The 25,870-nt window shown below is 48.7% G+C and carries 18 protein-coding genes and 1 tRNA gene; 5 read left to right on the top strand and 14 right to left on the bottom strand.

Annotated elements, in window-relative coordinates; all coding sequences use genetic code 11:
• Positions 1–123: 123 nt before the first annotated feature.
• Both SK38_RS04505 and SK38_RS04500 read right to left on the bottom strand, forming a co-directional pair.
• Complete coding sequence (locus SK38_RS04505) at positions 124–7,089, bottom strand: autotransporter outer membrane beta-barrel domain-containing protein (protein ID WP_048236411.1); 6,966 nt, start codon at positions 7,087–7,089, stop codon at positions 124–126.
• Positions 7,090–7,460: 371 nt separating this feature from the next.
• Positions 7,461–7,994, bottom strand: a complete 534-nt coding sequence (locus tag SK38_RS04500; protein ID WP_048216235.1) for a hypothetical protein — start codon at positions 7,992–7,994, stop codon at positions 7,461–7,463.
• A 277-nt stretch (positions 7,995–8,271) separates the two neighbouring features.
• On the opposite strand from SK38_RS04500, the gene SK38_RS04495 reads away from it, so the two are divergent.
• Both SK38_RS04495 and SK38_RS04490 read left to right on the top strand, forming a co-directional pair.
• On the top strand, positions 8,272–9,063 hold the full coding sequence (locus SK38_RS04495; RefSeq protein WP_231504598.1) for a winged helix-turn-helix domain-containing protein: 792 nt from the start codon (positions 8,272–8,274) through the stop codon (positions 9,061–9,063).
• Complete coding sequence (locus SK38_RS04490; RefSeq protein ID WP_048235251.1) at positions 9,053–9,553, top strand: hypothetical protein; 501 nt, start codon at positions 9,053–9,055, stop codon at positions 9,551–9,553. The genes SK38_RS04495 and SK38_RS04490 overlap by 11 nt, the downstream gene beginning before the upstream one ends.
• A 352-nt stretch (positions 9,554–9,905) precedes the next feature.
• On the opposite strand, the gene SK38_RS24880 is transcribed toward SK38_RS04490, so the two are convergent.
• From SK38_RS24880 to SK38_RS04470, 5 genes are all read right to left on the bottom strand, one after another.
• Positions 9,906–10,008, bottom strand: a tRNA-Thr gene (locus SK38_RS24880).
• Positions 10,009–10,275, bottom strand: coding sequence for a YkgJ family cysteine cluster protein (locus SK38_RS04485; RefSeq protein WP_048235250.1), 267 nt, complete (start codon positions 10,273–10,275; stop codon positions 10,009–10,011).
• Positions 10,272–11,843: an ATP--cob(I)alamin adenosyltransferase gene (locus tag SK38_RS04480; RefSeq protein ID WP_048235249.1), complete on the bottom strand. Its 1,572-nt coding sequence runs from the start codon at positions 11,841–11,843 to the stop codon at positions 10,272–10,274. Before SK38_RS04480 ends, SK38_RS04485 begins: the two co-directional genes overlap by 4 nt.
• Before the next feature lie 46 nt (positions 11,844–11,889).
• On the bottom strand, positions 11,890–12,987 hold the full coding sequence (locus SK38_RS04475; protein ID WP_048235248.1) for a hypothetical protein: 1,098 nt from the start codon (positions 12,985–12,987) through the stop codon (positions 11,890–11,892).
• 38 nt (positions 12,988–13,025) lie between these two features.
• Positions 13,026–13,946, bottom strand: a complete 921-nt coding sequence (locus SK38_RS04470) for a helix-turn-helix transcriptional regulator (RefSeq protein WP_048235247.1) — start codon at positions 13,944–13,946, stop codon at positions 13,026–13,028.
• 529 nt (positions 13,947–14,475) lie between these two features.
• On the opposite strand from SK38_RS04470, the gene SK38_RS04465 reads away from it, so the two are divergent.
• On the top strand, positions 14,476–15,087 hold the full coding sequence (locus tag SK38_RS04465; protein ID WP_048235246.1) for a GntR family transcriptional regulator: 612 nt from the start codon (positions 14,476–14,478) through the stop codon (positions 15,085–15,087).
• Between the two features lie 53 nt (positions 15,088–15,140).
• Here SK38_RS04465 and fucO read toward each other — a convergent pair whose 3' ends face one another.
• The 7 genes from fucO to SK38_RS04430 form a co-directional block, all read right to left on the bottom strand.
• On the bottom strand, positions 15,141–16,292 hold the full coding sequence (gene fucO, locus SK38_RS04460) for a lactaldehyde reductase (RefSeq protein WP_048235245.1): 1,152 nt from the start codon (positions 16,290–16,292) through the stop codon (positions 15,141–15,143).
• 79 nt (positions 16,293–16,371) lie between these two features.
• Entirely contained in the window at positions 16,372–17,268 is an 897-nt protein-coding gene (locus SK38_RS04455; protein WP_048235244.1) for a dihydrodipicolinate synthase family protein, read from the bottom strand.
• Between the two features lie 29 nt (positions 17,269–17,297).
• Entirely contained in the window at positions 17,298–18,398 is a 1,101-nt protein-coding gene (locus SK38_RS04450) for a mandelate racemase/muconate lactonizing enzyme family protein (RefSeq protein WP_048216226.1), read from the bottom strand.
• Positions 18,399–18,445: 47 nt separating this feature from the next.
• A complete protein-coding gene (locus SK38_RS04445; protein WP_048216225.1) occupies positions 18,446–19,441 on the bottom strand; it encodes an aldo/keto reductase in 996 nt (331 codons plus the stop codon).
• 28 nt (positions 19,442–19,469) lie between these two features.
• Positions 19,470–20,849 carry a PTS transporter subunit IIC gene (locus SK38_RS04440; RefSeq protein WP_053069329.1) on the bottom strand — a complete coding sequence of 460 codons (1,380 nt, stop codon included), beginning with the start codon at positions 20,847–20,849 and terminating at the stop codon, positions 19,470–19,472.
• A gap of 13 nt (positions 20,850–20,862) precedes the next feature.
• The gene (locus SK38_RS04435; RefSeq protein WP_053069328.1) at positions 20,863–21,717 is read right to left on the bottom strand and encodes an amidohydrolase family protein; all 855 of its coding nucleotides are present in this window, start codon (positions 21,715–21,717) and stop codon (positions 20,863–20,865) included.
• Positions 21,718–22,239: 522 nt separating this feature from the next.
• Complete coding sequence (locus SK38_RS04430; RefSeq protein ID WP_048216224.1) at positions 22,240–23,235, bottom strand: LacI family DNA-binding transcriptional regulator; 996 nt, start codon at positions 23,233–23,235, stop codon at positions 22,240–22,242.
• 174 nt (positions 23,236–23,409) lie between these two features.
• On the opposite strand from SK38_RS04430, the gene SK38_RS04425 reads away from it, so the two are divergent.
• Both SK38_RS04425 and SK38_RS04420 read left to right on the top strand, forming a co-directional pair.
• On the top strand, positions 23,410–24,846 hold the full coding sequence (locus SK38_RS04425; RefSeq protein WP_048235243.1) for a glycoside hydrolase family 32 protein: 1,437 nt from the start codon (positions 23,410–23,412) through the stop codon (positions 24,844–24,846).
• A gap of 30 nt (positions 24,847–24,876) precedes the next feature.
• Complete coding sequence (locus SK38_RS04420; protein WP_048235242.1) at positions 24,877–25,824, top strand: aminoimidazole riboside kinase; 948 nt, start codon at positions 24,877–24,879, stop codon at positions 25,822–25,824.
• Positions 25,825–25,870 lie beyond the last annotated feature (46 nt).

Here is a 25,870-nt window from a genome sequence, read left to right as displayed (position 1 = left end):
CTCAACTTATTGAACAGGCCCCGTCGTGAGGAAAGAATTTGTCTACGAGCGTGGGGTCAGTCCAACCAGCAGGATTGCCAGGCAAACCACTGGTTGCCTGGCAAAAAGGTCAGGAGACGATTATCAGAAGTTCCATTTCGCGCCGATCATTGCCGCACTGTCATTATAGCCTTTATCACCCACCTGCACGCCGACATTGCCCCACAGGTTGAAACGTGGGCTGACCTGCCCTTCGACACCCACTTTCACCTCACCCAGGTTTTTCGTTCCGGCCTGGCTGACGTTAACGCCGTCCATCCGGGTGCTGAAATCACGGGTATTGTGCAGCCAATTAACTTCGGCAAACGGCTGGAACTCACGCGCTTTACCGTTATCGAGCTGGCTGTGGCCTTTGATCCAGGTTTTCACACCAAGACGCGTTTGCACATTACCGTCACCGCTGCTGGTGATGCGGGTGCCGTTGCTTTCACGGTGATCGTCGGCTTTCACGCCCATCCACACGGCCTGTGCCTGCGGCTGGATATACCATTCGTTGGTCGAACCTTCACGCGTCTGGTATTCCCCCATTTTCCAGGTGTAGCCGGTTTCCACCGAGGCGTTCACCCCTTTCGATTTATAGGATTCGCCCTGCAGACCTTCACCCTTCACGCTGTTGTTAAACCAGTTGTACTGTGCCCAGGTATCGACATACAGCCCGCTGTGCGTCTCGTCGTTGGCATACCAGGTTGAGTAAACCCCGGCGGAATAGCCGTTCACAGACCCTTTCGAACCATACTGCGTACGTGACGTGTGGGTATTGCTGTGGTCGTTGCCGTAACCGGCCATCAGACCAAGATGCCAGCGGTCAAGACCACTCTGGCTCCACTGCGCCACATCACCGCCCAGTTGAACGGCGTAACGGTTGCTCTGCGTTTTGAGCTGCCCGCTGCCATCACGCCAGTTGTTGTGGCCGCCCACGTGACGCATCCACATGCTGGTGACTTTTTGCTCGCCGGTTAACGCGTCGATGAACTGTGTTTCACCCAGGCGATCGTGCAGACGGGTCACAAACAGGGTGTTAGCCGCCGCCAGGTTTGCGGTGTAGCTGCCGCCTTCCGGACGCAGATCCGGCGTTTCTTTATCACCCGGATCCGTGCCCGGGTCCGTTTTGCTGCTGTTCAGATACCAGTTACTGCTGTTTTCACCGGTACCGCGGTTCAGGGTGTAGTCATACGCCCCGGCAACAATACGGCCTTTCTGGGTGAAATCACCGTCGGACGCCCCCTCAACGGTAATAACTTCAATACCGTTGATGGTCGCCGCCCCTTTGCCCCCGGCGTTTGTCACCGTGACATACGTGTTGCCGGAGGTATCGCCTTCCACCACCAGCTTATCGGTGACGGATTTATCGTCGCCAAGCGCGGTGTTAAGTGACAGCAGCCCATCGTTGCCCGCATAGTTACCCTTAATCACCAGTTGGTTACCGGCTTGTTGACCGGACACACCGGTGGCCATCGTACCGTTGTTGGTGACGTTTCCGCCCACCGTAAATGTGTGCGTACCTATACTCTCAGCGGTGCCAACCTGAAGCAGACCAGCGTTGTTGATATCACCTGCCACGCCGCCAAACCCGGATAACGTTCCCTGTTCTGCGATATTGACCTGCTTGCTGCTCAGCACCACTGAAGCAATCTCGCTGCCCAGCTGCAGGCCCCCCTGCTCAATGTGTGTGGCACCGGTCCACTCGGCATTCTCGCCCACGGTGATGGTGCCACTGCCGAGCTTGGTAACGCTGCCCGCACCGGAAACAATGTTGTTCAGGTCCCAGCTACTGGCGCTGTTGAGCACCAGGGAACCGGCGTTTTTCACCGCCGCATCGCCCAGATGTTCAGCCACGGACGCGGTAAGCTGCGATCCACCATCAATGTCAAAGGTTCCGGTAAACTCGCTGTTGTTACCGGCCAGCACCACATCGCTGTCGGTCAGTTCGACACTGCCGTTATCGCTGATGGCGTTGTACAGTACGCCTGCGGCATTGCTTAACGCCAGCGTACCGGCCGCCACGATGTCGCCGGTGCCGAGGCCCAGCGTAGAGTTCAGCAACGCCGTGGCCCCTTCGGCAATCGTGGTTTTCGCGGTCATAGTGCTGTTTTCACCCGTGACAGTCAGCGTTCCTCCGTTCAGGTTGAGCGCGCCGCTACCTGTTAAGGTGCCGTTCGCCTCACCGCCATCCGCAATCGTCAGGCTGCCACCATGGATATTCAGCAAAGAATCGACAGCGGCCGTCAGTTTACCGACCGTCTGGCTGTAGCCGTTCATATCAAAACCAGTGTCAGATGCCAGACGCAGTTCGCTGGTCTGCCCCAGCACGTCGTTGTTATTCATCAGCAGGTTGCCGCTACGCACATCGGTGATGCCGGTGTAGTCGTTATCCATATTGGAAAGTGACACGGTCTGGCCTCTGGCACTGTCGAAGGCCAGGTCTCCTGAACCGGTGACGCGGGCGCTGAGGTCAGCGGCATTACCTGTTTTACCGTTAGCATCCAGCACCAGTGCGTTACTGCCGGACGCCAGCAGTTCGACCTGCGTCAGCCCGTAGTTGATATACAGCCCGTCGTCGTTTTCGCCACCGCTCAGGCGGTAATCGTAAGTGCCTTTGGCCACCACGTCGCCATTCTGCTCAATGTCAGCCACCACGCCATCGCTGATAACGTTGCCGTCTTTGTCGGTTAACGTCAGGTTGCCCGCACCACCCTGCACAGCGGAGTCAGAGGTAGCCAGTTTGATCAACTCCTGTGCGTCGTCCTGCTCAAGCAGGGAGAGCGTCGTATCCGCCTGTGGATGATCATTGCTGACGCTGCCGGTATCCACCTGAACGGTCCCGCGACCACTCAGATCCATTTTACCCGCATGGATCGTACCATCCGCTTGCGTTTTGCCCGGCGTAACACCGTCGAAACTCACCGTGCCCCCGTTAAACGCCAGCCCGCCGATATTCTGTTCGCCCTTGCCGACATGCGTGAGGCTGCCTTCACCCGCGCTCAGCGTCGCTTTAGCCAGGGCCTGAGTATTTAACCCGGCCAGTTCAAAGGTGCTGTTTTGCAGCGCAAGCGTGCCCTGGAAACCGTCTGCGGCATTGTTGGCGGTAAAATCAAACGCCTTGCCGGACGCATCCACAGACACGGTCCCGGTTCCCGAGAGGTGGCTGTTGAACGCCATATCGCCGGTCGCGTTCAGTTGCAGCGTACTGTTCGTATCAATGCTGTAACCCGTATTCGCTGCATCATCTTTTGCGTCACCCAGGACGAAGTCGACGTTATTGACGGTAAACACGGAGTTGCTGGTCAGATCGATATGCTCCATGCCGGTAATGGCGTCGGCACTGTTCAGAGTGTACTGTGCGTTCTGCAACCGGAGCGTGTCTTCACCTTCTCCACCATTCAGGCTGGTGAAGAGCGAGGTTTCCGTCGCCTTGATGTCTTTCAGCAAGAAGAGATCGCTGCCGTTACCGGTGGTGATATCGGTTGCCGTACTGCCGGACTCCAGCGTGACGGTGTTATCGCCACTCAGTAAATTTACCATCCCGGTGATGCTGGCTTCCGCGGCATTGGTAAAGGCAATGCCCTTCCCTTTAACGATTTCCAGCGCTTTTTGCGAAGCATCCAGCGCGCGGATCACCCCTTTATTAAGGAAGCTTTCCAGAGAGCCGTTATCTGCATCGACCACCGCATGCGAAGTGGAAACTGACGTCAGCTCGCCCGACTGTTCAATATTTTTCGTGGTCCCGCCGACAACCAGCGCCTCTGCGCCATCGCTGTCCAGCACGTTGACGCTGGCACCGGTTTTCAGGTCTGCGGAGGAATTGGTGACGATCCCTTTACCACCCGCCTGCTGGACGTTGATGACCAGATCGCGCGAGTCGGACATATCCAGGGTCTGATCGGTTTGCGAACCGTCCATACTTTCAAACAGGATACCTGTGCCGCTGCCAGTGACGTTGATGGTGCCAGAGTTGATCCGATCCATGGAAGCCCCGGTATGCACACCAACGCCGTTTCCGACGGTAATGTGGGTCTCTTTGAGTTGAATACCGGCAAGGTTGGCCTGGTTTTCAATGGCGTTACCGCTGCCGCCCGCGGCCATCGTGATGGTTGCGCCATCAACGACCAGCCCTTTCGCCCCGCTTGCCAACAGAATGGCGTGCGCCGTGCCGTCAGCGGAAGTTTGCCCTTCACCGGTCAGGTTAAGCGTTGCGTCGCTCTCGACCAGATACGCCGCGGTGCCATCGGTTGCAGAAACGGTCGCGCTATTGTTCACCACGGAATCTGCGCCCTGAATATTGACCGCCACGCCATTCACCTGAATATCGCCGTCGTTGTTCAGCGTACCGCCGGAAATCAGCACTCCGGTACTGTCCGACTGATCAAAATCAATAGTGCCTTTATGGTTCAGCGTACCACCATTACGAGCGATATAGCCGAAAGCGCCGTCAGCGGTGTTGGCCGTTTCAAGGGTGGCATAGCTGGTTAATACCGACTCACCTTTTTTGGCTTCAACGACTTCACCATCCAGGCCATAGTAGTTTCCGTCAACAATGCCCGCCGTTGTGCCCTTACCGGCGACTTTAACAATATCGGCATCCGCCGTGATTGTCCCCGTAGCACCGCCTTCAATACGAACGCCAGTTGAGCCTTCACCCATAATGCTTAACGCCAGCTTGCCGGAGTTAAAACTGCTACCTGCATCCGTCGTAAGGATAATGGTGGAGTTATCACCCGTTGCATTCATTTGTGACTTATTGGTACTAGAACCATCAAACGCAGCGCCGCCATCGACGCGATAAAGTGTCGAATCTGTCGTCGAAACCGTTTGATTACTCGTGGCATTATCGATAATTGACGATCCGGCACCGTAGATGTAATACCCCGTCTGGTGACTCCCTTCATTGAAGGTCACCGTTCCGTCATCCACCAGGGTGATGGTGCCTTTATCACGCGCCTGAACACCGATGGCATAATCGCCATTGAGATTGACGTCGCCTGATACCACGGCGAGGGCATCCTCACCACTCGCCCGGATACCGTAGTTCGCGTAATGCGTCCCCTCATCTACACCGGAGTTGACGTTAATGACACCCGCGTGCGTGATTTTTCCTCCGGCTTCCACATCAATACCGATACTGTTTTGCCCGTTTTGATTGATTACGCCGTTGTTCACGACCCGGTTTTCACCGGTACCTGATTTTACGTTGATCCCCACGTTCGCAATCGAGGATTCGCCGGGCAGATCGCCGTTGATCTCTATCGTGCCATTTTGATTTAACGTCGCGGTATTTTTAACAACGATGGCTGTTGCGTTCGTTGTCTGAGAACCAATTACAATTTTTGAGGCCCTATCGCCGTTATACGTCGCACTGCCTGATAACAGAACACCGATGGAGTCTCCCGAAATACGAAGGTCGTTAGTCGCATCCGTCCCCTCACGTTGAGCCTCCCGGCCGATGTACAACATGCCGTTATGGTTAAATGTTGATTGCTGGCCGGCCTCAACACCTGTTGTGACCGGTGTGCCAGTGGTATTCGTCTGCGCGGTTGATGCGACATTTATCGTGCCGTCATTTGTCAGCACCGCAGACGAAGAGAGTAGGACACCTTTATTACTGTATTGAGAAGAGCTCGTTGCCAGGTTAATCACGCCAGTGGCATTGTTATTAACAGTGGATGTGCCGTTTGCCAGGATAGCCGTGTGCTGGCCTGCTGCGACTAATGCTGCGCTCGAACCCAATTTTTCAGCCATGTCAGGGTTAGTCCCTGCATCAACAACCCCGTTGTTCTCAAATACAGAACCACTGTGAACGGCGACGACATAGGCCCCACGAAGCGTATTGTTATTCGACCCTAGTGTGCCCTCATTGATTAAGGTTGCACCATTTTCCAGGTTAACCAGCGATGCATCAGACCAAAAAAGTTGCAGATTAGCGTCTTTATCAATGTTAATAACGGCATCTTTGCCGGTTCCGTGGATGTAGGAGACGGTATCACGATTAACCGTTCCTCTAACTGCATCATCAGACGCAATCCCATCCTCATTCGCATAAATAGGGATAGACCCGGTAGTTCGCGCCAAATTCAGTTCAGCGTTGTACTCTGCACTGGTCATTGAGAGCTCACCTTTTTCAATCGCTGCGATTAACGCAGCGTTGTAAGCTTTAAACTCCTCCACATTTGTCACATTTTGTGGCCCAAGTTTGCTGGTGAACTCACCTGTAAATTCGTCAATCACTGGGTACGCAATAGCCGTGCCACCACTGTGATTGTTGTAATCATTACCTAACTGGGCTATTGTTTTAGAATGGTAATTAAGCTCTGCTTTGTCACCAGACTCACTGGAAACATTAAAAACTGATGCTTTATTTATGCTACTCGTATTTGAACTTTTGAAAACAGCGCTAAATAAGTTTTCCCTATCATTAATCCAGTTGGCATCCTGACTTCCAACATTGACATCAAGAGTGGCTCCACTATTAACGTTGTATAGATTACGATCTATATACTGGCCGTTAGCACCCACGGCATTTGAAATCGTAACATTAAAGTCGGCGAGAGAGTTAATGACCATCGCATCATTATCGTAGACCGCTATTGATGTCGTATTCCCGGTAACTGGATCTATAAAGTCAATTACTTTGCTTTGCGAGCCGATGTTAAATATGTTGTTATTCTTAACATACTCACTATTAGTACCTAGAAGACCTTTATCATAAGCCTCACCCAGAGTCATATTGGTGTAACCACTATTACCATACGAAACATTCGAAAAGCTACCTGACAATGTATTATCCCGTCCACTCACTGTTATCTCTATGGCATCTTGTGGGGTCATGGAGTCTACTACATAATCTGTTGCCTGTGATTTCGCTGGAAAAAGTGCAAGCATTAATAAAGCGACAGGTGCCATTCGAAAAACATATGCATTCTGGAATTCTGCGCTGTATTGTTCTTCCGTAATAAGCGAAGAACTGCTTGATTGTACGTTTCCACGTGCCAGTTCGGAAACAACAACGGCACACGAGCGGGCTACGCTCCAGATAACCTTAAATACTTTGTTCATCATCTCACTCGCTTTTAACAGCCCATTTTCTTTCGCGATTACTTCACAGGTGAATTTGGGCCAAAATTATCAGTGCCTGATTTTTAGCTCAGGCGTTTCGTGAGTGATTTTACTTGCCGCCCCTCTTCTAGGGTATATATAATGAATAATGCGTTATTTATAGATACATCATCTATAAAAATAAATATTTAAAGATTATCGTGCTGAATTTTAAATGGTGTTACACGACATTTTATTGGTTAGCGGAAGTATACATTCTGGTGAGTACATATTATCGATATATATTTTCAGCATGTCGTTAACTAATAGCTTCATGATTAAAAAGCTCCAGGGGGGATTACCACCCTGGAAAAACTTTTTTGAGAGTAATCCTATTTATTAAACCTGTAAACAAAGAAGTGCAGGTTGGCGGTGTTTTTAAGATTATACCTCTTTGCTATAGCGAGTGTACTTCTCAAAAAGTTTTTATAACTTACGCCTGATTTTTTTGCAGCCAAGAAAATACTCTCTGAAAGTTTTAATGATTGAATTGTTTTAACTTCACATTGGCTCATTCCTTTGAAGTCCTTGAAGAATTCAATTTTTTCAATTACATTACTCACCGATTTTAGTTTAGCTATCGTTATAAGGTGTCGCCATTTGTTTAAATCATCATACACAGATAAATCAATTTGAGATGAGATAACCTTAGAGATCCATAACCCGCGAGAGATCAAAATCGTTCGAATTTCATCCTCTTTGGAAAAGTGATATAGGGTGTCATTCAGTTCTCCAAGCGAGTTAAATGAATCGACATCAATGAAACATATTCTATTTTCACAACAAATTTGTTTCATTAAAGCGAAAATAGACTGACGAAGAAAAGTATCATGCGTGATGACCATGAATGTTTGCCTATCCATCATGAGTAAATCCTGATAATGCCCTTCATGATGTTCTCAAAATTAATTGACAGAACCTTCACGAAGAGCCTCGTTACTGGGAGGGTTTGAGACGAAAATAATAATACAACAACACCTTGCCCAAGAATCTATAGAAGTAATGTCATGTCATATAGGTAGATATTCTGATAAAGCAATAGAAGAAATGGTTTTATAAAATATCTAACTGCAAAATGCGTATGCGTGATAGAGCACAATGTCAAAACGTGAAATATCAGCTAAAATAGAGAGGAACAATCATATGCAGATGAATACACATATGCTTTACCAAATTTACAACGAAGTAACATTCAGAACTGATGATGGTGTCCTTGCCAGTCTTTCATCACCCGAAAATTCGGTTGTACTTTCCATCACGGCGAATCGTATTTTTTCGTTCCTGCTTGAGCAACGAGGTAAGGTCGTTTCCCGTGAGGATCTTTTAGTTAATGTTTGGGATAAGAATGGGTTTCAGGCCTCGAATAACTCTCTGAGCCAGTACATTTCATTTATACGAAGAGGACTCCACGATCTCGGCTGTAATCAGGAAGTCATTCAGACTATACCCCGGGTGGGCTTCTTGGTTCCTGATGACTCTATATCTATCAGAGAGACTGATAACTACCGTGAAATCAATTCATTAAATGTTAAGGCATCGGTGCAAATAAAAAAAACGCAAGTATCGGCAAAAATCTGGATTTTGGTAATGACTTTGTTGCTGAGTTCACTGGTTATAGCCTTTTACCCATTACAAAATGGTGCTTCTGATATGATTTCAGCTATAAAGACTTGGAAACTCGGTAAGATTGATCAGTGCCCTGTGTATACTTTTTATAACAACTCCCCAGAAATGATGTCCGTCAAACTCGAAAAAGCCAGATTGTTAACAAACACTTACCTTCCGTGCATTCAGGGTGCGACCTACTTCTTCCAGCCTGACGATCTATACACCTACGGTGAAAAAGGACGCGTATTTTTGTCCCGCTGCACCTGGAATAACAAAGAACAAACTAAATTTGCAGGTTGCAAGGATATCTATATCCATGAAAATTAATAAGAAAAAAACACTGATAAGCGTCTCAGCAATTGCGTTTATTTCAGCAATTGCTGTTCGCGCGACAGGAATCGCTGACTGGGCACCCAATAATGGGATAAGCATCAACTGTGTATCGACGATCTCGATGCCAGAATTACCTCATGGGGTGAAATTCAATGGCAGTGTATACGTTCAGATTTATAAAGACGGATCCGGTGAGGTTGATTTTTCTGGTGTCGTTACGGAAACAGGAGAGCATGGCGTTGGGAAAAGTAGCGTCCAGCGTACCATTGCGTTTGAATACGTGATGCTAGATTCTGGCACCGTAAGGCTTTCTGAAGCACGACTGAGAAAGAAATCAGCTGACACAATGCCTGATGATTTTTTTACTAAAGCCATCTACGATAGCTCTGAACCAGAGAAACGAATGCATGTATCAAAACTTCAAAATGCATATTTGATAGGCAACATTTTTTCACCATCACTTTTATGTGTCAGTAAATCCTAATACCTTCAACGCCGCCACGCATATGCCCCAATATAGCCTCAGCTACCTCGTTTGGACATTGCAAACGAGATAGCCCTGTCCGTACAGTACGGCACAGATCATGGGACGTCCAATGAGGTATATCAAGCATTTGACCACTTTCATGTAAACGCAATGAGTTTTCAGTTAGATACTTCTGTTGGATTGGCTTTTTAGTAGCCTATGAAGGGAATAGTTTGTAGGGTCTGAATTTATTTGAGAACGGGAACATGACACTCAGCTATGCCATGCTAAATAAGTACGCCAGTAAGTACGCGGGAGAGAAAACAGTAAGATTATATGCAAATAAAAAACTGTAACCCATTGATTTAAATGGCCGATAATAGGAGTCAAACCTACGACCTTCGCATTACGAAAGCGAGCCAACTCCATAATGAGTACATATTGACGCTGACCCCTCCGTGAAGCATACCGCCCTACATTTTCTCCAGAATTAAACACGCTTCACGATTAAGCGTAATAAACTCCTGCCAGCTATATTGCTGTTGGTAGTTAAGCTGATACTGCTTTTCTACCTGGCAAATAAGCGGACGTGTTTCATAAATCGCGCACAGCTTTGTCTCCATCTGATAGTGACGACAAATGCCGTCACCGCGATCAAGAAACTGCGTTTCACTGGCGCGATCGACGTGGCGACAACAAGCGCCACACTGGTTACAGGGAAACGCGGGCGTGAGCGTCATAGCTTACTTAACCAGCTACGTACAGAGCGGGTATTCCCTGCTTCAAACGGTAGCGCAATATTTCGGCGCTCAACCTCTGCACGCAGCAACAAACCACGCTCAATTTCACTGTTCACCGCGTTAAGATGCAGCGAGAAACGCGATAACGCTGACGTATCAATAGCAAACTCTAACGCCGAAAGCTCCAGTAGATAACGATCGAGTTCAGCATTCACCTGTTGATAATACTCTAGTGCTTTCTGATACTTATCTTTAAACGTATCCAGAAACGCCCAGACCTTTTTCATCAATGCGCTGTGTTCCAGGAAGTAGTTCATTACCAGCGTCAGAATACCTGTCGCCAGCGCACCGCAGAAAGCGGCCAGTTCCGGACCAAAAGGAAAGACGAGCATCTTGGCTAAAGCTTCGTTAACCACCACACCAGCAGCCACGGCCACACCCGCAGCCACCAGCTTGCTTACCGCTTTAGCGAGCTGCCCCGGCGCTAAGCCTTCAGGGTTAAAGACCATAACTTTAAAGGCCTGTACCAAATTGTTCCACATCTCACGAATCAGGCGCACCATCATCTTCTTAGTCGTAAAGAAGATATTGAAGAGCGTCGTCGTAATGCTGGAGAGCACGCCACCGATGGCTCCGTCTTTAAAGGACGTCAGGAAAGTGCTGAATTTACCCTGCACTCGCTGCCAGACTGCGCGTAATGCCTCCGCCGCATCTTGCAGGAAGTCTCCGGCATCGAATGAATGACGATGCTTCTCAAACATCACGGGAATACGCGCGCGGAACTCAAACCAGGTCTCTGCCAGAATCAGTCCCAACATCTGCCGCGTTCCCATGCGAAACGCATTGTTCATTGTGGCGGTGGCGACATTCTTCGCAAACTTACTGCTGGTATAATATTCCTGATTGATCGTACTGTTGTATTTTGCCCGCGCCTTTTTGTCGGCCTCTTTCATCCGTTCAAAATCGGCGGCGGCTTTATTTTCCAGCTTATTCAGCTGTTTTTGCTCTTGCTCGGAAAGCATTGGCTGGCTGCGTAAACGGGCAATTTCCTGCGTGGTCACAGCATGCTGTTCTTGTAGCGTTTGCACGAAGGCATCCATCGTTTTCGCCTTCTTCGCCTTATTCAGCGACTCATTCGTGAAGGTCAGATTTGATGAATCATTAGCCAGATCGGCACCATCGCATTCGGCAAGGATACGCCCTGGATCGTTGTGAATTTCATGGGCGGCAATAATATGGTCGAGGTTCTTTTTATCATTAGCCGCAAATTTCTCACCGGTGTAGGTATCGGTCAACGTACCGGCCTCGTGCGCCTTTTTTCCCGCCCGGTTGGTGGCAATGTAGTTTTCGTGGCTATGGTAATGATGAGAATCATACCCTTCACGTTGCTCGTACCGTTGACGCTCGGCGTCGGTGGCATACACTCCCTCGCGAGCGTTATGAATGGTATTCACATCGCCGCCGTGTTTATCCTCCAGCAAGAGAAAATCCAACCCAAAAGAGGTGGTCAGACTCTTAACCACCGTCTGATGTAACTCTTCACCCCAGTCAAACCTGGCTGTGTTCATTGTGCTCGCCCATAGCAATGCCGGGCAGATTCGCCCGGCGCGTCGATTAAATACGAGAAGAAAATGCGTCAAACTCAGAAGCAGAAACCGCCAGTTTTTCGTCCAGAATCTCTTTGTTCAGCAGGTTCATACCGTTGCTGTCGGTCTGCAGTTGGATCACGCCATCTTCGATAACAGCTTCACCGTTTTCCTGCGTCACCGGCTTGAACAGCGGCGTGGTGATCACGTCGGTCATGATGGCGGCTAATTCATAACCATGGTCGATAATAGCCATGATCTCTTCCGACTCACTAATCTCAGTGGTTATATTCTTCTCATGACGCTCAACAATGATGGCATGCATCGCTTTCAGCGGTTCAAAGTAGTGTTGAACAAAGACGCCATGCATACGGGTTATTGATTCATAAATGCTATTTACATACTGCTGCACCTTCGTCAGCTGCGCTTCAGCCGCATTCATTTTTTCCACCGCAGCTGTCACTTCACGGGAGCTTTGATAAGCATTGTTAAGCGCCTTTTCGGCATGGCTATCGTAAGCCCAGCCTGCGATAGCAATCAACGGAGCCACTACCGCGCCGCCAAGTACCATCGCACCGCCCGCCATTCCCCAGCCGCCTGCGGCCAGAGAACCGCCGCCAATAGCCGCCATTGTGGCGTTATACGCCGCCGCACCAGACAGGGCGGCAATCGGCGTACCGGTAGACGCTGCGGCAAACGCCATCACGCCGCTGTACACGGCAAAACCAGCGGCAGCACCGGACACCCCGGCACCGACGACCGTCGTCAGGTATTCCGTGGCGGAAATCGCCAGACTCTGAATTTTATTGATGTTGTGCTGCGGTACCTTCAGACGAAGATCTTTATGCCCATCCTTAGCCATACGCGCCAACAGATCGTCGGCAATCGTTTTAAATTCATTGAAATCTTTACCGATCTTCAGTTCTTTTTCACCCAGCTCGGCCAGTTTTTTCGACGTTGTTTCATTCGCCAGATCAAAGCTCTCTTTATGCTTATCAAAGCGACGCTGCGCGCGATCTAAAACATCGTCGGCTTCTGATTTTTTCTGGTAGCCATCATAAGCTTTTTTGCCACCAAACGCCGTTGCCGCTGCCGCGACGCCCAGAATAATGAAAGGTAATGCCATAAATAAAAATCTCCTGTGCAATAAGTCGTTGTTACCCGCTACGCATCACATTCCAGAACAGGAACTGAGTCGCGATCGCCAGTGATGTAGTTATGCAGTATGTTGATGACCGTTTTTTTCAACCATTCAGGTTCCAGAATTTCTATATTCGGTAACCAGAATAGAATTAATGGAATAATTTGATTCTGATGTGCTGCCTTGCAAAGCAAAGTCACGCCATCATTCTCTTCACGCACTAATTCTTGCTGAGGCAGTAAATCTCGTCTTGCGAAGTAGCCAGCAATGCTGTGTTTAATACGCACCCGCACCTCAAACGTCTCTTCACTTACCCAAGGATCGCGATGCTCATCAATTAATGACAGTGTGGATGTATCGACCGCAAAATGCTCTTTCCGGATATCCAACCACCGAATTTTACTTAACGAAAAAGACTTTAGCTTTCCGTCCTCGGTCGCCTGCAGATACCAAATATTTTTCTGGTTAACTAATTTATAAGGGTGAATGGTGCGCGTTTTGTCTTTATATAAAATATGACAGACACTGTTTTTCTGAATCGCTTTTTCTAATAAGTTAAAATACTTTCGCAAATCATTTCTGACTGAATGTTCAGGGCGACCAAACTGAACTCTAACATGCTGTTCTACCGCTCGTTTTTCTAAGCTAAGCCAAAAACCCTCATCTCTATCAGGAAAAACCGCGTCGGCGTCCAGCAGCTTTGCCAGAGGGTCATGAAGGGCATAGGCGCTATTATTCTGCGCGCGAATCGGTATCAATCGATACTCTCCACCACCACACCCCTCAATAAAGGAGGAAAGCATATTAAGATCACGATAGACCGTTCGTTCAGTGATATTAAATTTCTTCATCAACTGATAGCGATTCACTACGCCACAAGTTTGCAGCTCTATTAGGATATCGACTAAACGTTCTGCTGAGCAACTCCTTGCTGAATCAGCCATAAGCACCTACTTTTCTGTTTTCCTGACATGAATTATATATAAAATGCTGACATATCCTGTCAGTGTATCGGCACGCTGATCATTTTTTTTAGAGAAATCGACAATTTATTTGACCATTAGTCGCATTGGACAATTTTTAGGGACAAAAAGCGCTCCTCATCAGGAGTAAATGCCAGAGACATGGCGGCCAAAAGACCACCTACATACATCCTCATCAAACTGGCTAACGGCTATCTCTTCCACTAAGCCAAATTCAACGTTGAGTTTGCAAAGGTGGATTGTCAGGAGAGTTTCTTAATGATGGCCAGTATCGTGGTATGAACGCCGGTATTTGGTTTCTTCACGCTGAGTAAAAAAACATCATCTGCAGAAGGATGTGGACGCGCTGGCAGCTGTTAGTGCTGCTGACTGAGTCGTTGAAACACGAGCTAATTCGTTGTACAACCGGGCTTACCCATTGATTTCATAGTGACAAGGGGCTAATTTGTATCTCATTAAACATGATTATGACCCTCATTAAAGCCAGACTATGAACATCAGCGAAAAAACATATCATCAATTGAAGGCCAAAATCATCGCCAATGAGTTGATGGGGGCTATCTCAGAAAATGAGCTATGTCAGGAACTTAATGTCAGCCGTACGCCGCTGCGCGAAGCTTTGTTTCGCCTGATGACTGAAGGCTGGATTGAGCCTTCCAAAAATAAAACGAAAACCATTAAACCCATTACGCTCAGTGAAATACGTGATATTTTCCAGATCAGAAAAGATATTGAAATTATGGTATTGAATTTGTCATGGGAGAACCAGGACCCGCAACGGTATCAGACGATTAAAGATAAAATTGAAGTCGGTTTTCATGATTCGAATGTGTCTTTATTACTCGAAGCTGATAACGAGCTACATGAACAAATGCTATCCGATTGCCACAACGCTATTGTGACTAAAACGCTGACCTTCATGTATGACCGGTTACGCATGCTGCGTTCAGACAAAATGAAAAATGATTCAATTATTGATTCATCCAAAGAACATTTGAAAATTTGCGCCGGTATTATTGCCCGCGATATAGAACAAACCCGTGAAGCCATTGCCCATCACGTCAACAACTCCTACAACCGCCTGTTCTCCAGCTTTAAATAGGCTATGCATATAACATGACCGGTATTTCTACCGGTCATGTGGAAAGTTAAAAATTAGTAGAGCTGTCGGTACAACGCTTTAATCTCTTCAATACAGGTATCTCGAGGGTTTCCACCTGTACAGACGTCCGTCATTGCCGCGGCTGCCAGAGCATCGATATCTTCATATTTCATGCCGATATCGCGCAGTCGGGCGGGAATATTTACGTCGCGGTTAAGTTGCACCACTGCTTCTACAGCCGCCTGACGCGCCTCTTCGATCGGCATCACCATGGCCTGAGTATTGCCCAAAGCCTGTGCAATTTGGCGATATTTGTCTCCAGTAAACTCGGCGTTGTATGCCATGATATGCGGCAATAGCACTGCATTGGCGACGCCGTGTGGCGTACCATAGAATGCTCCCAGAGGATGGGCCATTCCATGCACCAGGCCCAATCCGACATTAGAGAAGCCCATCCCGGCAATATACTGCCCCACCGCCATGCCTTCAGCGTCCTGGGCGATTCCCTGTATCGAACCGCGTAGCGAACGCCCTATCATCTCAATCGCCTTTAAATGAAGCGTATCGGTTAATTCCCATGCCCCTTTCGTAATATATCCTTCGATTGCATGAGTCAGCGCGTCAACACCGGTTGCCGCTTTTAAACTGGGCGGCATGCTGGCCATCATGTCAGCATCAATAATGGCAACGACCGGAATAGCATGAGGATCATAGCAAACGAACTTACGTCGGTTCTCTACATCGGTAATCACATAGTTAATAGTCACCTCAGCTGCCGTACCCGCGGTCGTTGGAATGGCAATCATCGGTACAGCGGCATTTTTAGTGTCAGCCCCACCTTCGAGGCTGCGGACATCGGCAAACTCAGGGTTGTTAATGATTATCCCAACCGCTTTGCACGTATCCTGCGGTGAACCGCCACCAATAGCGACCAGGTAATCCGCCCCCGCCTGACGAAATGCCTCAACACCTTGCTGCACGACGTCAATCGTCGGGTTAGGTATGACCTTATCAAAAATTTGGTAAGGCAACCCTGCGCTATCAAGAATATCAAGTACCTTGGTCGCTACATTAAACTGGATAAGATCGTGGTCAGTAACTACCAGCGCTTTTTTAAAACCTCGCTTTTTAACTTCATCAACGATAGCGTTAATTGAACCCACGCCAAAATATGAGGTTTCATTTAATATCATTCTATAAGACATATTCTATACCTTATAACAGAGAGGTATAACAGCAATACAGCATTGCCGTAGCATAATGTATGCTGTTATTGATTTTTGATTATTTGATACTGAACATTATGTCAATCTGTTGCGATTCCTGACGAGTTAGTTCCCCCGCAAAGCTTCTTGATTTCCCCCCAGAATACTGAAACTTATGAGCCACTGCGGTTTTAATTGTAGTAACAAAATCATTACCAATATTATAAATAGCAGAAAGCCGGCTTATCTCACGCTGTACGCCAGTAAGCTGGGTAAGATCATTTTCATCCCAGGCTTTAATTGCCTGCACAAAAAGTTCGGGACAAATATTATTTAATCCTGAAATAACTCCCGCGCCACCCGCCAGAAGATTTGGGATAAGATATTCATCATAACCGGACAGAACAACAAAATCGTCTCTAACGGACGCGACTGACTGAATAATTGCGCGAGTATGAGAGAGGCAATCAACAGTATCTTTAACACCCACAAAATTGGGAAATTCTGCCGCTAATTGCGCTACCAGTACCGCGTACAGGTCGCATCCAGTTCGGGCAGGAAAGTTGTATGCGAACCATTTTCCATTCAGGCGCTGCCCCAGACCGCGGTAGTATGCCAATAGTTGGGCCGGCGTTTGTTGAAAATAGTAGTGAGGTAGAATCATCACTGCCTGATACCCGCAATGCCAGGCCTCTTCTGCCAGACGTATCATATCCGCCATACAGGTAGCTGAGATATTTGCCACCAGCGGCAGCGATGACATTTTCCGTGCCTCACGGATAAGCATCAGTCGTTCATCCAGCGTTAATGCGGTGAACTCCCCAATACTTCCCATTAGCAATACGACATGAGTCCCAGCCTCTTCCAAACGTCGCAAATGCTGCTGCAGTGCCGATAAATCAATATTTCCTTGTTGATCAAAAGGCGTAATTGATGGGCACCATGCACCGTGAAATTGAGCATGATTTTCAGACATAATATATTCCTGAGAAAATAAAAATTGTTTTATTCAATGACATGGTAAACAACAGTATCAGCCTGTATTTTCTGCCAGTCCCACTGAATACCCAAACCAGGTTCTTCTGGTGGGAAAGCATATCCTTCGCGAATATTCACTTTATTCAGAGTAACACTATCGAGCTGTGGAATATATTCCAACCAACGGCTATTAGTAATGGCGCAACATAATGATATATGCAATTCCATCAAGAAATGCGGACAGACAATTTTATTAAAGCATTCCGCCATATGTGCAACTTTAAGCCATGGTGTAATACCACCAATACGAGCCACATCAACCTGAATAATATCTGCGGCATTATTCTGTAAATACTCTTTGAAGTGCTGGATAGAATAAATGGACTCACCCACCGCGACAGGAATGGTGGTTGACTCACACAATTTTTGATGAGAATCAACATCATGCGCCAGAAACGGCTCTTCAATCCATGAAAGATTAATATGCTCCAACAACGCTGCGCGCTGTTTGGCTTCCGAGAATTTAAACGCCTGGTTGCAATCAGTCATGATCACGTACTCATCACCCACCGCTTCACGTACAGCAGTCAAACGCTCGATATCACGCACCGGACTTTCAGAACCAATTTTGATTTTAGAACCGCAGAATCCCTGCGCCTTAACAGCCAGCGCATCATCAACTAATTCCTGAGTGCTTAAATGCAGCCAGCCCCCTTCGGTGGTGTATAACTTCATGCGCGACTTCGCACCACCTGCGACTTTATACAGCGGCAAATTCATGCGCTTACACTTCAAATCCCATAATGCGGTATCAATGGCTGCCAGTGCCAGAGACGTAATGGCGCCAACCGAGGTCGCATGAGTTGAGAACAGCAATGATTCCCAGATGCCCTCAATCATCGTCGCATCCTGACCAATCAATTTCGGTAACAGGTGATCTCGTAACAGCGCAACCACAGATGAGCCGCCGGTGCCAATTGTGTAGGTATAGCCCTCACCAATTTCTCCACTCGATGTTGTTAAACGAATAATCGGCGTCTCTTGTGAGACAAAAGACTGAATCGCATCGACACGTTTTACTTTAGGTTTCAAATCAACCATAAAGATTTCGGCTTTAACTATTTTCATTACATCCTCAATATCTGTTAATTTTTTCGCAAAGTTACAAATGATGCTTACTGAATACCAATGCTGGCCAGTTCATCCCACAATTCCTGCGGAATATCCCAGTTAGCCCAGGCAAAATTAGTCAACGCTTGTTCTACGGATTGAACGCCGCAGGTTACGGTGACCACATTTTGGTTTCTTAATGGGAATTGCAGCGCCGCAGCACCAATCGGCACGGCATGTTTTGCACATAGCGCTTCTATCGCATTTACTTTTTCAATAACCTGCGCTGGCGCGGAACCGTATTCATACAACGCCTTCGATTTATCTTTCGCGACTAAAACTCCGGTAGCGAAAGGTGCAGCAACAGCCACCGAAACATTGTTGCTTTCACATTTGGCAAAGAACGCCTGGCGGTCTGTTTCCAGCAGGTTGTAGCGGTTGGCGAGCATTAAGATATCCGGGGCAGCGTTATCCATCACCTCCATCAGGATTGCCTCTTCATTCGCGCCTGCGCCCCAGGCTTTGATATCACCATTGCGCTTTAGCTCTTCTAAAGCCTTCTGCCCTGACTCGCAGAAGGTTTTAAAATGTTGGCGTTCCAGTTCCGTATTGCCGTAGGTATAAGTGCCGAGATCGTGTACATAGAGAATGTCGATATAACGGGTTCCCAGCCGCTGGATAGAGTTTTCGTATGAGCGCATGATGCCCTCATAGGAGTAATCAGCCTGTCGGTTAAAAGGGTTCTCATCATAAAAAAATTCCCCTGCTTCAAGGCCTGGCTCTTGTTTCCGGGATTGCAGCAGGCGACCAACCTTGGTGGACAAAACATATTCGCTACGCTCCAGTCCACGTAATCCCAGACCTAAACGCAGTTCAGAAAGTCCGCTGCCATAATGTGGTGCAGTATCAAAGTAGCGCCAGCCAACCTGAATTGCCTTATCAACAATGTCCATGGCTTCGTTATTGCTCAGCGTTCTGAATAAATTAGCCAGGCTGGCTGCGCCGAAGGTTAAAGAAGGTACGCTAAGCTCTACACTTTTAATTGTATTCTGAGTAATCATAATATTCCCCTGATGTTTATCAGTATTCTTAGTCAACTTTGTTAGCAGTTAATGAGGCCGCAGTCGTTGATTTATTATTAATATTGAAAATCAACTTCAGCACATAAATAATAATCCCAGTCACTACGATAGAAAAAAGACACAAGAGTGCAGGATTCATTCCTTTTAACAGTTCGAACATTTTGTAGAAGATATAAGATATAGCGTGTGAGCCACCATCTATTGATGAGGCCATCATCTCTTTTGGCACATTCAATTGAGCCTTTTCGGCCAAAGCCTGCGACACAACAGCGAGATCCGAACCAAACCACAGGATCCCACACACGATGACAATGCCATTAATTAATCCACGAAACATGTTTCCGTTGCATGCAACCGTGCCAAAGACAACAAATATCGGCAGATAAGGAATATCGGCGAATGGCATCATGGTATTAAAAGGCAAAATAGTACTAATCAGGATCGTGAGTGGCACCATCAAAATACCTACAGACAATACCGCAGGGTTTTTAAAAGCAATTTCACCGCTGATACCAAAATAAAGTGACTTTGTTGGAAAACGTTTCTTTACCCATTCAGAAGCAATTTCAGTAATCGGTACCAGACCACTGACCAGCACTCCCGCCATCGTCGGTAATAACACCATGACCGCAGCAAAATTCATTCCACTCTTAATAATATCGCTGAACGGTAGCGCGCCAAGCATACCGATGATCACCCCCAGAATGGCCCCCATCGCTAACGGACTACCAAAAAACCCTAGTTTGGCTTCAATTTTGCTGAGATTAAGGTCAATTTTGTTAATCAACGGAATGCGATCAATTACACGGTCCATTAAAAATGCCAGCGGGGCCCATGCGACGATCTCCGCCTGAGTAATGGTCACGTTTGGCGTGTCACAGAATTTCTGCACATGTGGGGCAATGTAATCGGCGATTTTTAGCGTAATAATAAATGTGATCCAACTTGCAAAAATCCCCATCCAAAATGAACCCGTCACCTGTTCAACGATGATTCCGGCAAATACAAAGTGCCAGTAATTCCAAAAATCAACGTTAAGGGTTTTGGTGGTATTGGTTGAAATCATCAACAAATTAGTGGCAAAACATAACGCATAAACAATCGGCAGAGAAAGCGCAGCCAGACTGAAGGCGCTAATTAACGGCCAGCCCAGATCCAATACTTCATAATGAAGATTGAGGTTTTTTACCATCGCTTCTGTCGAGCTGCTAAGTGATGTCACCATAAAACCGATCAGCAACGAAAGACCGAGAAACCCAATACCTACCGTCATTGCATTTTTTGCCGCATCGGCAAGTTTCGCGCCAAATAGCACGGCAAATAAAAACATAATCATTGGAATGACCACTGCCGGGCCAAATCCGAGGATATATTGAACGACTTCCATAAGTGCCCCCCTGTTACTTTAATGAGTAAACCTTCTCTGCCACGCGATAAAAAAAGTTATCGCTGGAAAGAGCCTGGTGAGATTGCAGGTAGTTCTGGTAAAGCCCTAAAGTGTCGGCGTACGGTAATGCCAGTAGAGAAACAGGCCAGTCGGAGCCATACATCACTCGCTCATCACCAAATGCGGCAAAAACCGAGCTAAAATAAGGTTCCAGCTCCTGGCTCGCCTGCTCAGGTCCCGTCCAGCGGGCATAATCTGCTTCTGTGACCAGGCCTGATAGTTTGCAAAAAACATTGCTGTAAGCCTCACCAATCAACATTAACTGTTCACGCCAGCGGGTAATTTCCCCATCGCGAACTGCGGGTTTTGCCGCATGCTCGATAACAAAGGTCACTTCCGGACAAGCAGAGATAAGCTGGCTTGCCGCCTCCAGCTGTTGGTGCGTAACCAGCAGTTCATACACCAGCCCCTGCTCTCCAACGCAACGTACCCCCTGGATAAATTGCGGGGTCACTAAATGGCTCTCAGGCAAGCCCTGAGACATATAGCGGATCCCTTTCAGATAGCGGGATTTTCTCTGCAGTCTCTGCAAATCCTCTGCGATCCCAGCCCCGCGGTTTATATCCACCCATCCCACAACACCTTTTACTTCATCGTGATGCTCAGCTATTTCCAGCAGCCATTCGGTCTCCTCAATTGAAGGGATGGCTTGTACTAAAATGGCGCCTTCGATGTGGTTTTCAGCCAATACGGCCTGCAAATCGTCAATAAGAAAATCACGGCGAATTGCCGCCAGATCGTCTGTGATCCAGGCAAAATGCTCTCCCTGGCAATGCCAAACATGGTTATGGGTATCAATCACTTTCATACTCACCATCCTGTATTTTAATTGTATACAATAAGAATACAATAAAAGTCTGTGGTTAAAAGGCAACCACGGAATGCACTATCTGAGTACGGGATCACAATTTTTACGGTTTATCTGCAGGCTAAAAAAGGGACGTAAAAGCCTATAACCGCCGTAGAATCCGATGTCACTGAGCTGAACTATTGCATGTGGTTAATGTGGTGGACGCTTGTACGTCCCGCTGAAATTACAGAAGCAGAATGAGCAGAGAAGAGCTATGGATGGGTAAGTACGAACTAAAATCTAAACGTTTCGTAAGTTACGATGTATTGATACGTTAACATTAATAAATAACGGTTATTTTATTGAAACCCTAAATTACGACGAGAGTTTAATACACGCCCCAACTTTGAGCCTTGCGCGCTAAACAGTGACTTAGCAGTACCCCCACGTTTCAGTTTTGTAACATCCACCAGAAAATTAGCGATACCCCCACATAATTCACACATCCCTCCGGTTGATGAAACGAAGCAGTTAGGTTAATCATATTGAGGCGCGCGGAAGCCAGGGGCTGTCTACCCGCACGGTATCCCGGTGATCGAGCCCCTGGATAAGATGCAGCGCGCTAAGACGACCGATTTCATAGTGCGGCAGCTGTACCGTTGAGAGCGGCGGCAAAAATAGCTCGCCGGTGCCCACCATATTGTCATAGCCCAGCACAGCGACGTCCTGCGGAATGCGCAGCCCTCGCCCCAGCAAGAGCTGGTAGATAACAAAAGCCACGCGGTCGTTACCGCACACCACCGCATCGAACATCGGGCGCGCGCCGCTCAGGTAATGCCCGGCAATCTCCGCCGCATCAATATGGTGGCGCTCGCCCGGCGGAAGATAGTGGTGGAACATTGCATCAGGGTCGACACCCGCTTCACGACAAGCCCTCTCCATTCCCGCCCGACGGCGATCGGTCGCCACAATTCCTTTCGGCAGGTGGATGCACAGCAGTCGACGATAGCCTGCGGCCAACAGAGCTTTCACGCCAAGATATTGCCCTTGTTCATCATCGGGAATATAGGTGGGGAAAGGGCCGCTTGTGCTTTCACAGTTCGCCAGCACGCAGCGATACTTATGCAGCTTTTCCGGTACCGGTACCTGGCGCAGTCCCATCGCGGTGTAGATAATACCGTCCGGGCGATGCGCCAACAGCAGATCAACCATTTTCTCTGGCTTGTCATTGCTGAACATATTCACCACAAAGCTATTCCAACCGTGCGCCCGCGCGGTCTCTTCGATAGAGAGCGTTATCTCGACGGAAAATGGCGTAGTCATGGTGTCAAGCGCCAGCACCCCAATCGTGTTAGCCGTGGTTTTTGCACCACGAATTTTTTTAGCGGAGAGATCGGAGACATACCCCAGCGCATCTACCGCTTCCATCACCTTTTTATAGGTTTCAGGCCGTAGCCGTTCGGGCTCGTTAATCGCCCGCGATACGGTCATTAACGAGACGTTAGCCCGCTGCGCCACATCCTTTAAAGATGCCATACCCTCTCCTTCGCCGGTGTTCACTTTGCCGGGGTCTGAAAATGCGATCTCGATAACACCTGCAAAATGTTAACGTTAACTTTTGTGATTAACATCGATATTACCATCAAATCTGCGAGAAAACCGAGAATGTTAACGTTATCTTTTGGACAATTCACTTACAGGGACAAGCAAATGACGTCACTACTTTCCAAAGCCAACGAAGCCTTAAGCCAGCAGAAAGACCTTATAAACCCGCGCTGGTATCCACGCTATCACCTGGCGCCACCCGCGGGTTGGATGAACGATCCCAACGGTCTGTCCTGGTTCGATGGTTACTACCATGCGTTCTATCAGCACTATCCGTGGCAGCCGGTCTGGGGACCAATGCACTGGGGCCATGCGCGCAGCCGCGATATGGTGAACTGGGAGCACTTACCCATCGCACTGGCACCAGAAGGGCCGGAAGATAAAGACGGCTGTTTTTCCGGTTCAGCGGTGGTTGAAGGCAATAAGCTGGCTCTGATCTACACCGGACATAAGTTTGACGGCGAGGCGAAAGAGGAAAACCTGTATCAGGTACAGTGCCTGGCCACCAGCACCGACGGGATTCACTTTGAACGCCAGGGCATGATTCTGGATACCCCGCGAGGTGTACACCATTTTCGCGATCCGAAAGTCTGGCAAGAGGGAGACAACTGGTACATGGTGGTGGGCGCCCGGGTCGATGACGTGGGCGAAGTGCAGCTCTATCGCTCGCAAGATCTACAGCACTGGCAGTTTGCCAGCACGCTCGGCAGGGCCGATGACGGCATGGGCTACATGTGGGAGTGCCCAGACCTCTTCCCACTCAACGATAAGCTCGTCTTCATGTTCTCGCCGCAGGGCATCGCCGCAGACGGATACGATTACCGTAACCTGTTCCAGAGCGGCTATATGGTCGGCGAATGGCAGGATAATCTCCATTTTCACGTCACCCACGCCTTCCAGGAGATGGATCACGGGCATGATTTTTACGCCCCCCAGTCATTTACCACCCCGGATGGGCGCTGCATCGTGATTGGCTGGCTGTCGATGTGGGAATCGCCAATGCCAGAACAAGCCGACGGCTGGGCGGGCATGCTTACCCTCCCCCGCGAGGTGACGCTCGATACCGATCAGCGGCTGCGTATGAACCCGGTGAAAGAGCTGGAATTATTACGCGGTGAGCTTCATGTCTGGCCGGTCAGCGAACTACACAATCGCACCCTGATGGTAGAGGAGCAGGCGCACGCTATTGAAGTCGAACTGAGTCTCGATATCGCCCGCAGCAGTGCTGAAGAATATGGTATCGCGCTGGGTGATGGACTACGGGTCTACGTCGATGCTCAGGCACAGCGACTGGTGCTGGATCGCCGCTACCCGCAGCATAGTCTCTCTGGTTATCGCAGCGTGCCGCTGCCAGTTGGTGACCGGCTGGATCTGCGCTTATTTATCGACAGCTCCTCGGTAGAGGTATTTGTCAATCACGGTGAATTTACCCTTAGCAGTCGTATTTATCCTGAACCGGACGATCGCCAACTGACCTTATTCAGCCTGAACGGACACGCCATTTTTAATCAAGGGCATGCCTGGCCGCTCAGCGCCAAATAAACATCCGTCTTACTGCTTTGGGGAAAAATAATGACTATCTGGACGCTCGGAGACGCTGTGGTGGATTTATTGCCGCGCGACAATATGCAGTTTGAAGCCTGCGCGGGAGGCGCTCCCTTCAATGTGGCAATCGGCGTGGCTCGCCTTGGCCGCGCCAGCGGTTTTATTGGCCGTGTGGGCAATGACACTTTTGGTCGATTTCTGCATCAGACGCTGGAAACAGCGCAGGTGGATACAGGAAGTCTGGAGTTTGATGCACATCAGCACACCAGTACCGTACTGGTTTCACTGGCTACCAACGGCGAGCGGCAGTTTGAGTTTTTGGTCAATCCGTCTGCCGATCAATTTCTCAGCCCGGCGAGCCTGCCCGACTTTGGTGCCGATATTCTGCACTTCTGCTCGCTGGCGCTGGTTGCCCCTGACTGCCGCGCCACCCTCGCCCAGGCTATGGCCGCATTGCGACAGACCGGCGGCACTCTGAGCTTTGACATCAATCTGCGTCCGCAGATGTGGAGCAACGAGATGCAGATGTTTGACCTTGTCAACGAGTTTGCCCGGCAGAGCGACATTCTGAAGATGTCGGAAGAAGAACTGCTGTGGCTAACGCAGACCAACTGTCTCAGTAGCGCCTGCGAACGTCTGGTTGATTTTCCTGCACGCCTGAAAATCGTCACCCGCGGTGCCGACGGCGCTATCGCTTTCTGGCAAAACAGCAGGCTAACTTTAAGCGGCTATAACGTCGAAAGTATCGATACCACTGGCGCCGGTGATGCCTTTATGGCCGGGTTGCTGGCGGCACTCGCCGAGGAAGGCTGGCCCAAATCGACGTCAACGTTACTTCCACTTATCGAGCAGGCCAGCGCTTGTGGTGCTCTGGCGACCACCCGGCGTGGCGCGCTAAGCGCGTTTCCCGACAACCAACACCTGAGCAGCTTTATTCAGTCACAACCGTCGCTACGGAGGACGATTACCCCGTAATAAAGCGCACTCGTTACGTCGTATCAGAAAGACCTTACAATGACCT

Source organism: Citrobacter sp. MGH110, from assembly GCF_001037515.1.
GTDB lineage: Bacteria > Pseudomonadota > Gammaproteobacteria > Enterobacterales > Enterobacteriaceae > Citrobacter > Citrobacter portucalensis.
This window is presented reverse-complemented; position numbering and strand designations above follow the sequence as displayed.

Coding starts and splice junctions, on each gene's coding strand:
- SK38_RS04505 (WP_048236411.1), bottom strand. CDS start 7,089: ATGAACAAAGTATTTAAGGTTATCTGGAGCGTAGCCCGCTCGTGTGCC.
- SK38_RS04500 (WP_048216235.1), bottom strand. CDS start 7,994: ATGATGGATAGGCAAACATTCATGGTCATCACGCATGATACTTTTCTT.
- SK38_RS04495 (WP_231504598.1), top strand. CDS start 8,272: ATGCAGATGAATACACATATGCTTTACCAAATTTACAACGAAGTAACA.
- SK38_RS04490 (WP_048235251.1), top strand. CDS start 9,053: ATGAAAATTAATAAGAAAAAAACACTGATAAGCGTCTCAGCAATTGCG.
- SK38_RS04485 (WP_048235250.1), bottom strand. CDS start 10,275: ATGACGCTCACGCCCGCGTTTCCCTGTAACCAGTGTGGCGCTTGTTGT.
- SK38_RS04480 (WP_048235249.1), bottom strand. CDS start 11,843: ATGAACACAGCCAGGTTTGACTGGGGTGAAGAGTTACATCAGACGGTG.
- SK38_RS04475 (WP_048235248.1), bottom strand. CDS start 12,987: ATGGCATTACCTTTCATTATTCTGGGCGTCGCGGCAGCGGCAACGGCG.
- SK38_RS04470 (WP_048235247.1), bottom strand. CDS start 13,946: ATGGCTGATTCAGCAAGGAGTTGCTCAGCAGAACGTTTAGTCGATATC.
- SK38_RS04465 (WP_048235246.1), top strand. CDS start 14,476: ATGAACATCAGCGAAAAAACATATCATCAATTGAAGGCCAAAATCATC.
- fucO (WP_048235245.1), bottom strand. CDS start 16,292: ATGTCTTATAGAATGATATTAAATGAAACCTCATATTTTGGCGTGGGT.
- SK38_RS04455 (WP_048235244.1), bottom strand. CDS start 17,268: ATGTCTGAAAATCATGCTCAATTTCACGGTGCATGGTGCCCATCAATT.
- SK38_RS04450 (WP_048216226.1), bottom strand. CDS start 18,398: ATGAAAATAGTTAAAGCCGAAATCTTTATGGTTGATTTGAAACCTAAA.
- SK38_RS04445 (WP_048216225.1), bottom strand. CDS start 19,441: ATGATTACTCAGAATACAATTAAAAGTGTAGAGCTTAGCGTACCTTCT.
- SK38_RS04440 (WP_053069329.1), bottom strand. CDS start 20,849: ATGGAAGTCGTTCAATATATCCTCGGATTTGGCCCGGCAGTGGTCATT.
- SK38_RS04435 (WP_053069328.1), bottom strand. CDS start 21,717: ATGAAAGTGATTGATACCCATAACCATGTTTGGCATTGCCAGGGAGAG.
- SK38_RS04430 (WP_048216224.1), bottom strand. CDS start 23,235: ATGGCATCTTTAAAGGATGTGGCGCAGCGGGCTAACGTCTCGTTAATG.
- SK38_RS04425 (WP_048235243.1), top strand. CDS start 23,410: ATGACGTCACTACTTTCCAAAGCCAACGAAGCCTTAAGCCAGCAGAAA.
- SK38_RS04420 (WP_048235242.1), top strand. CDS start 24,877: ATGACTATCTGGACGCTCGGAGACGCTGTGGTGGATTTATTGCCGCGC.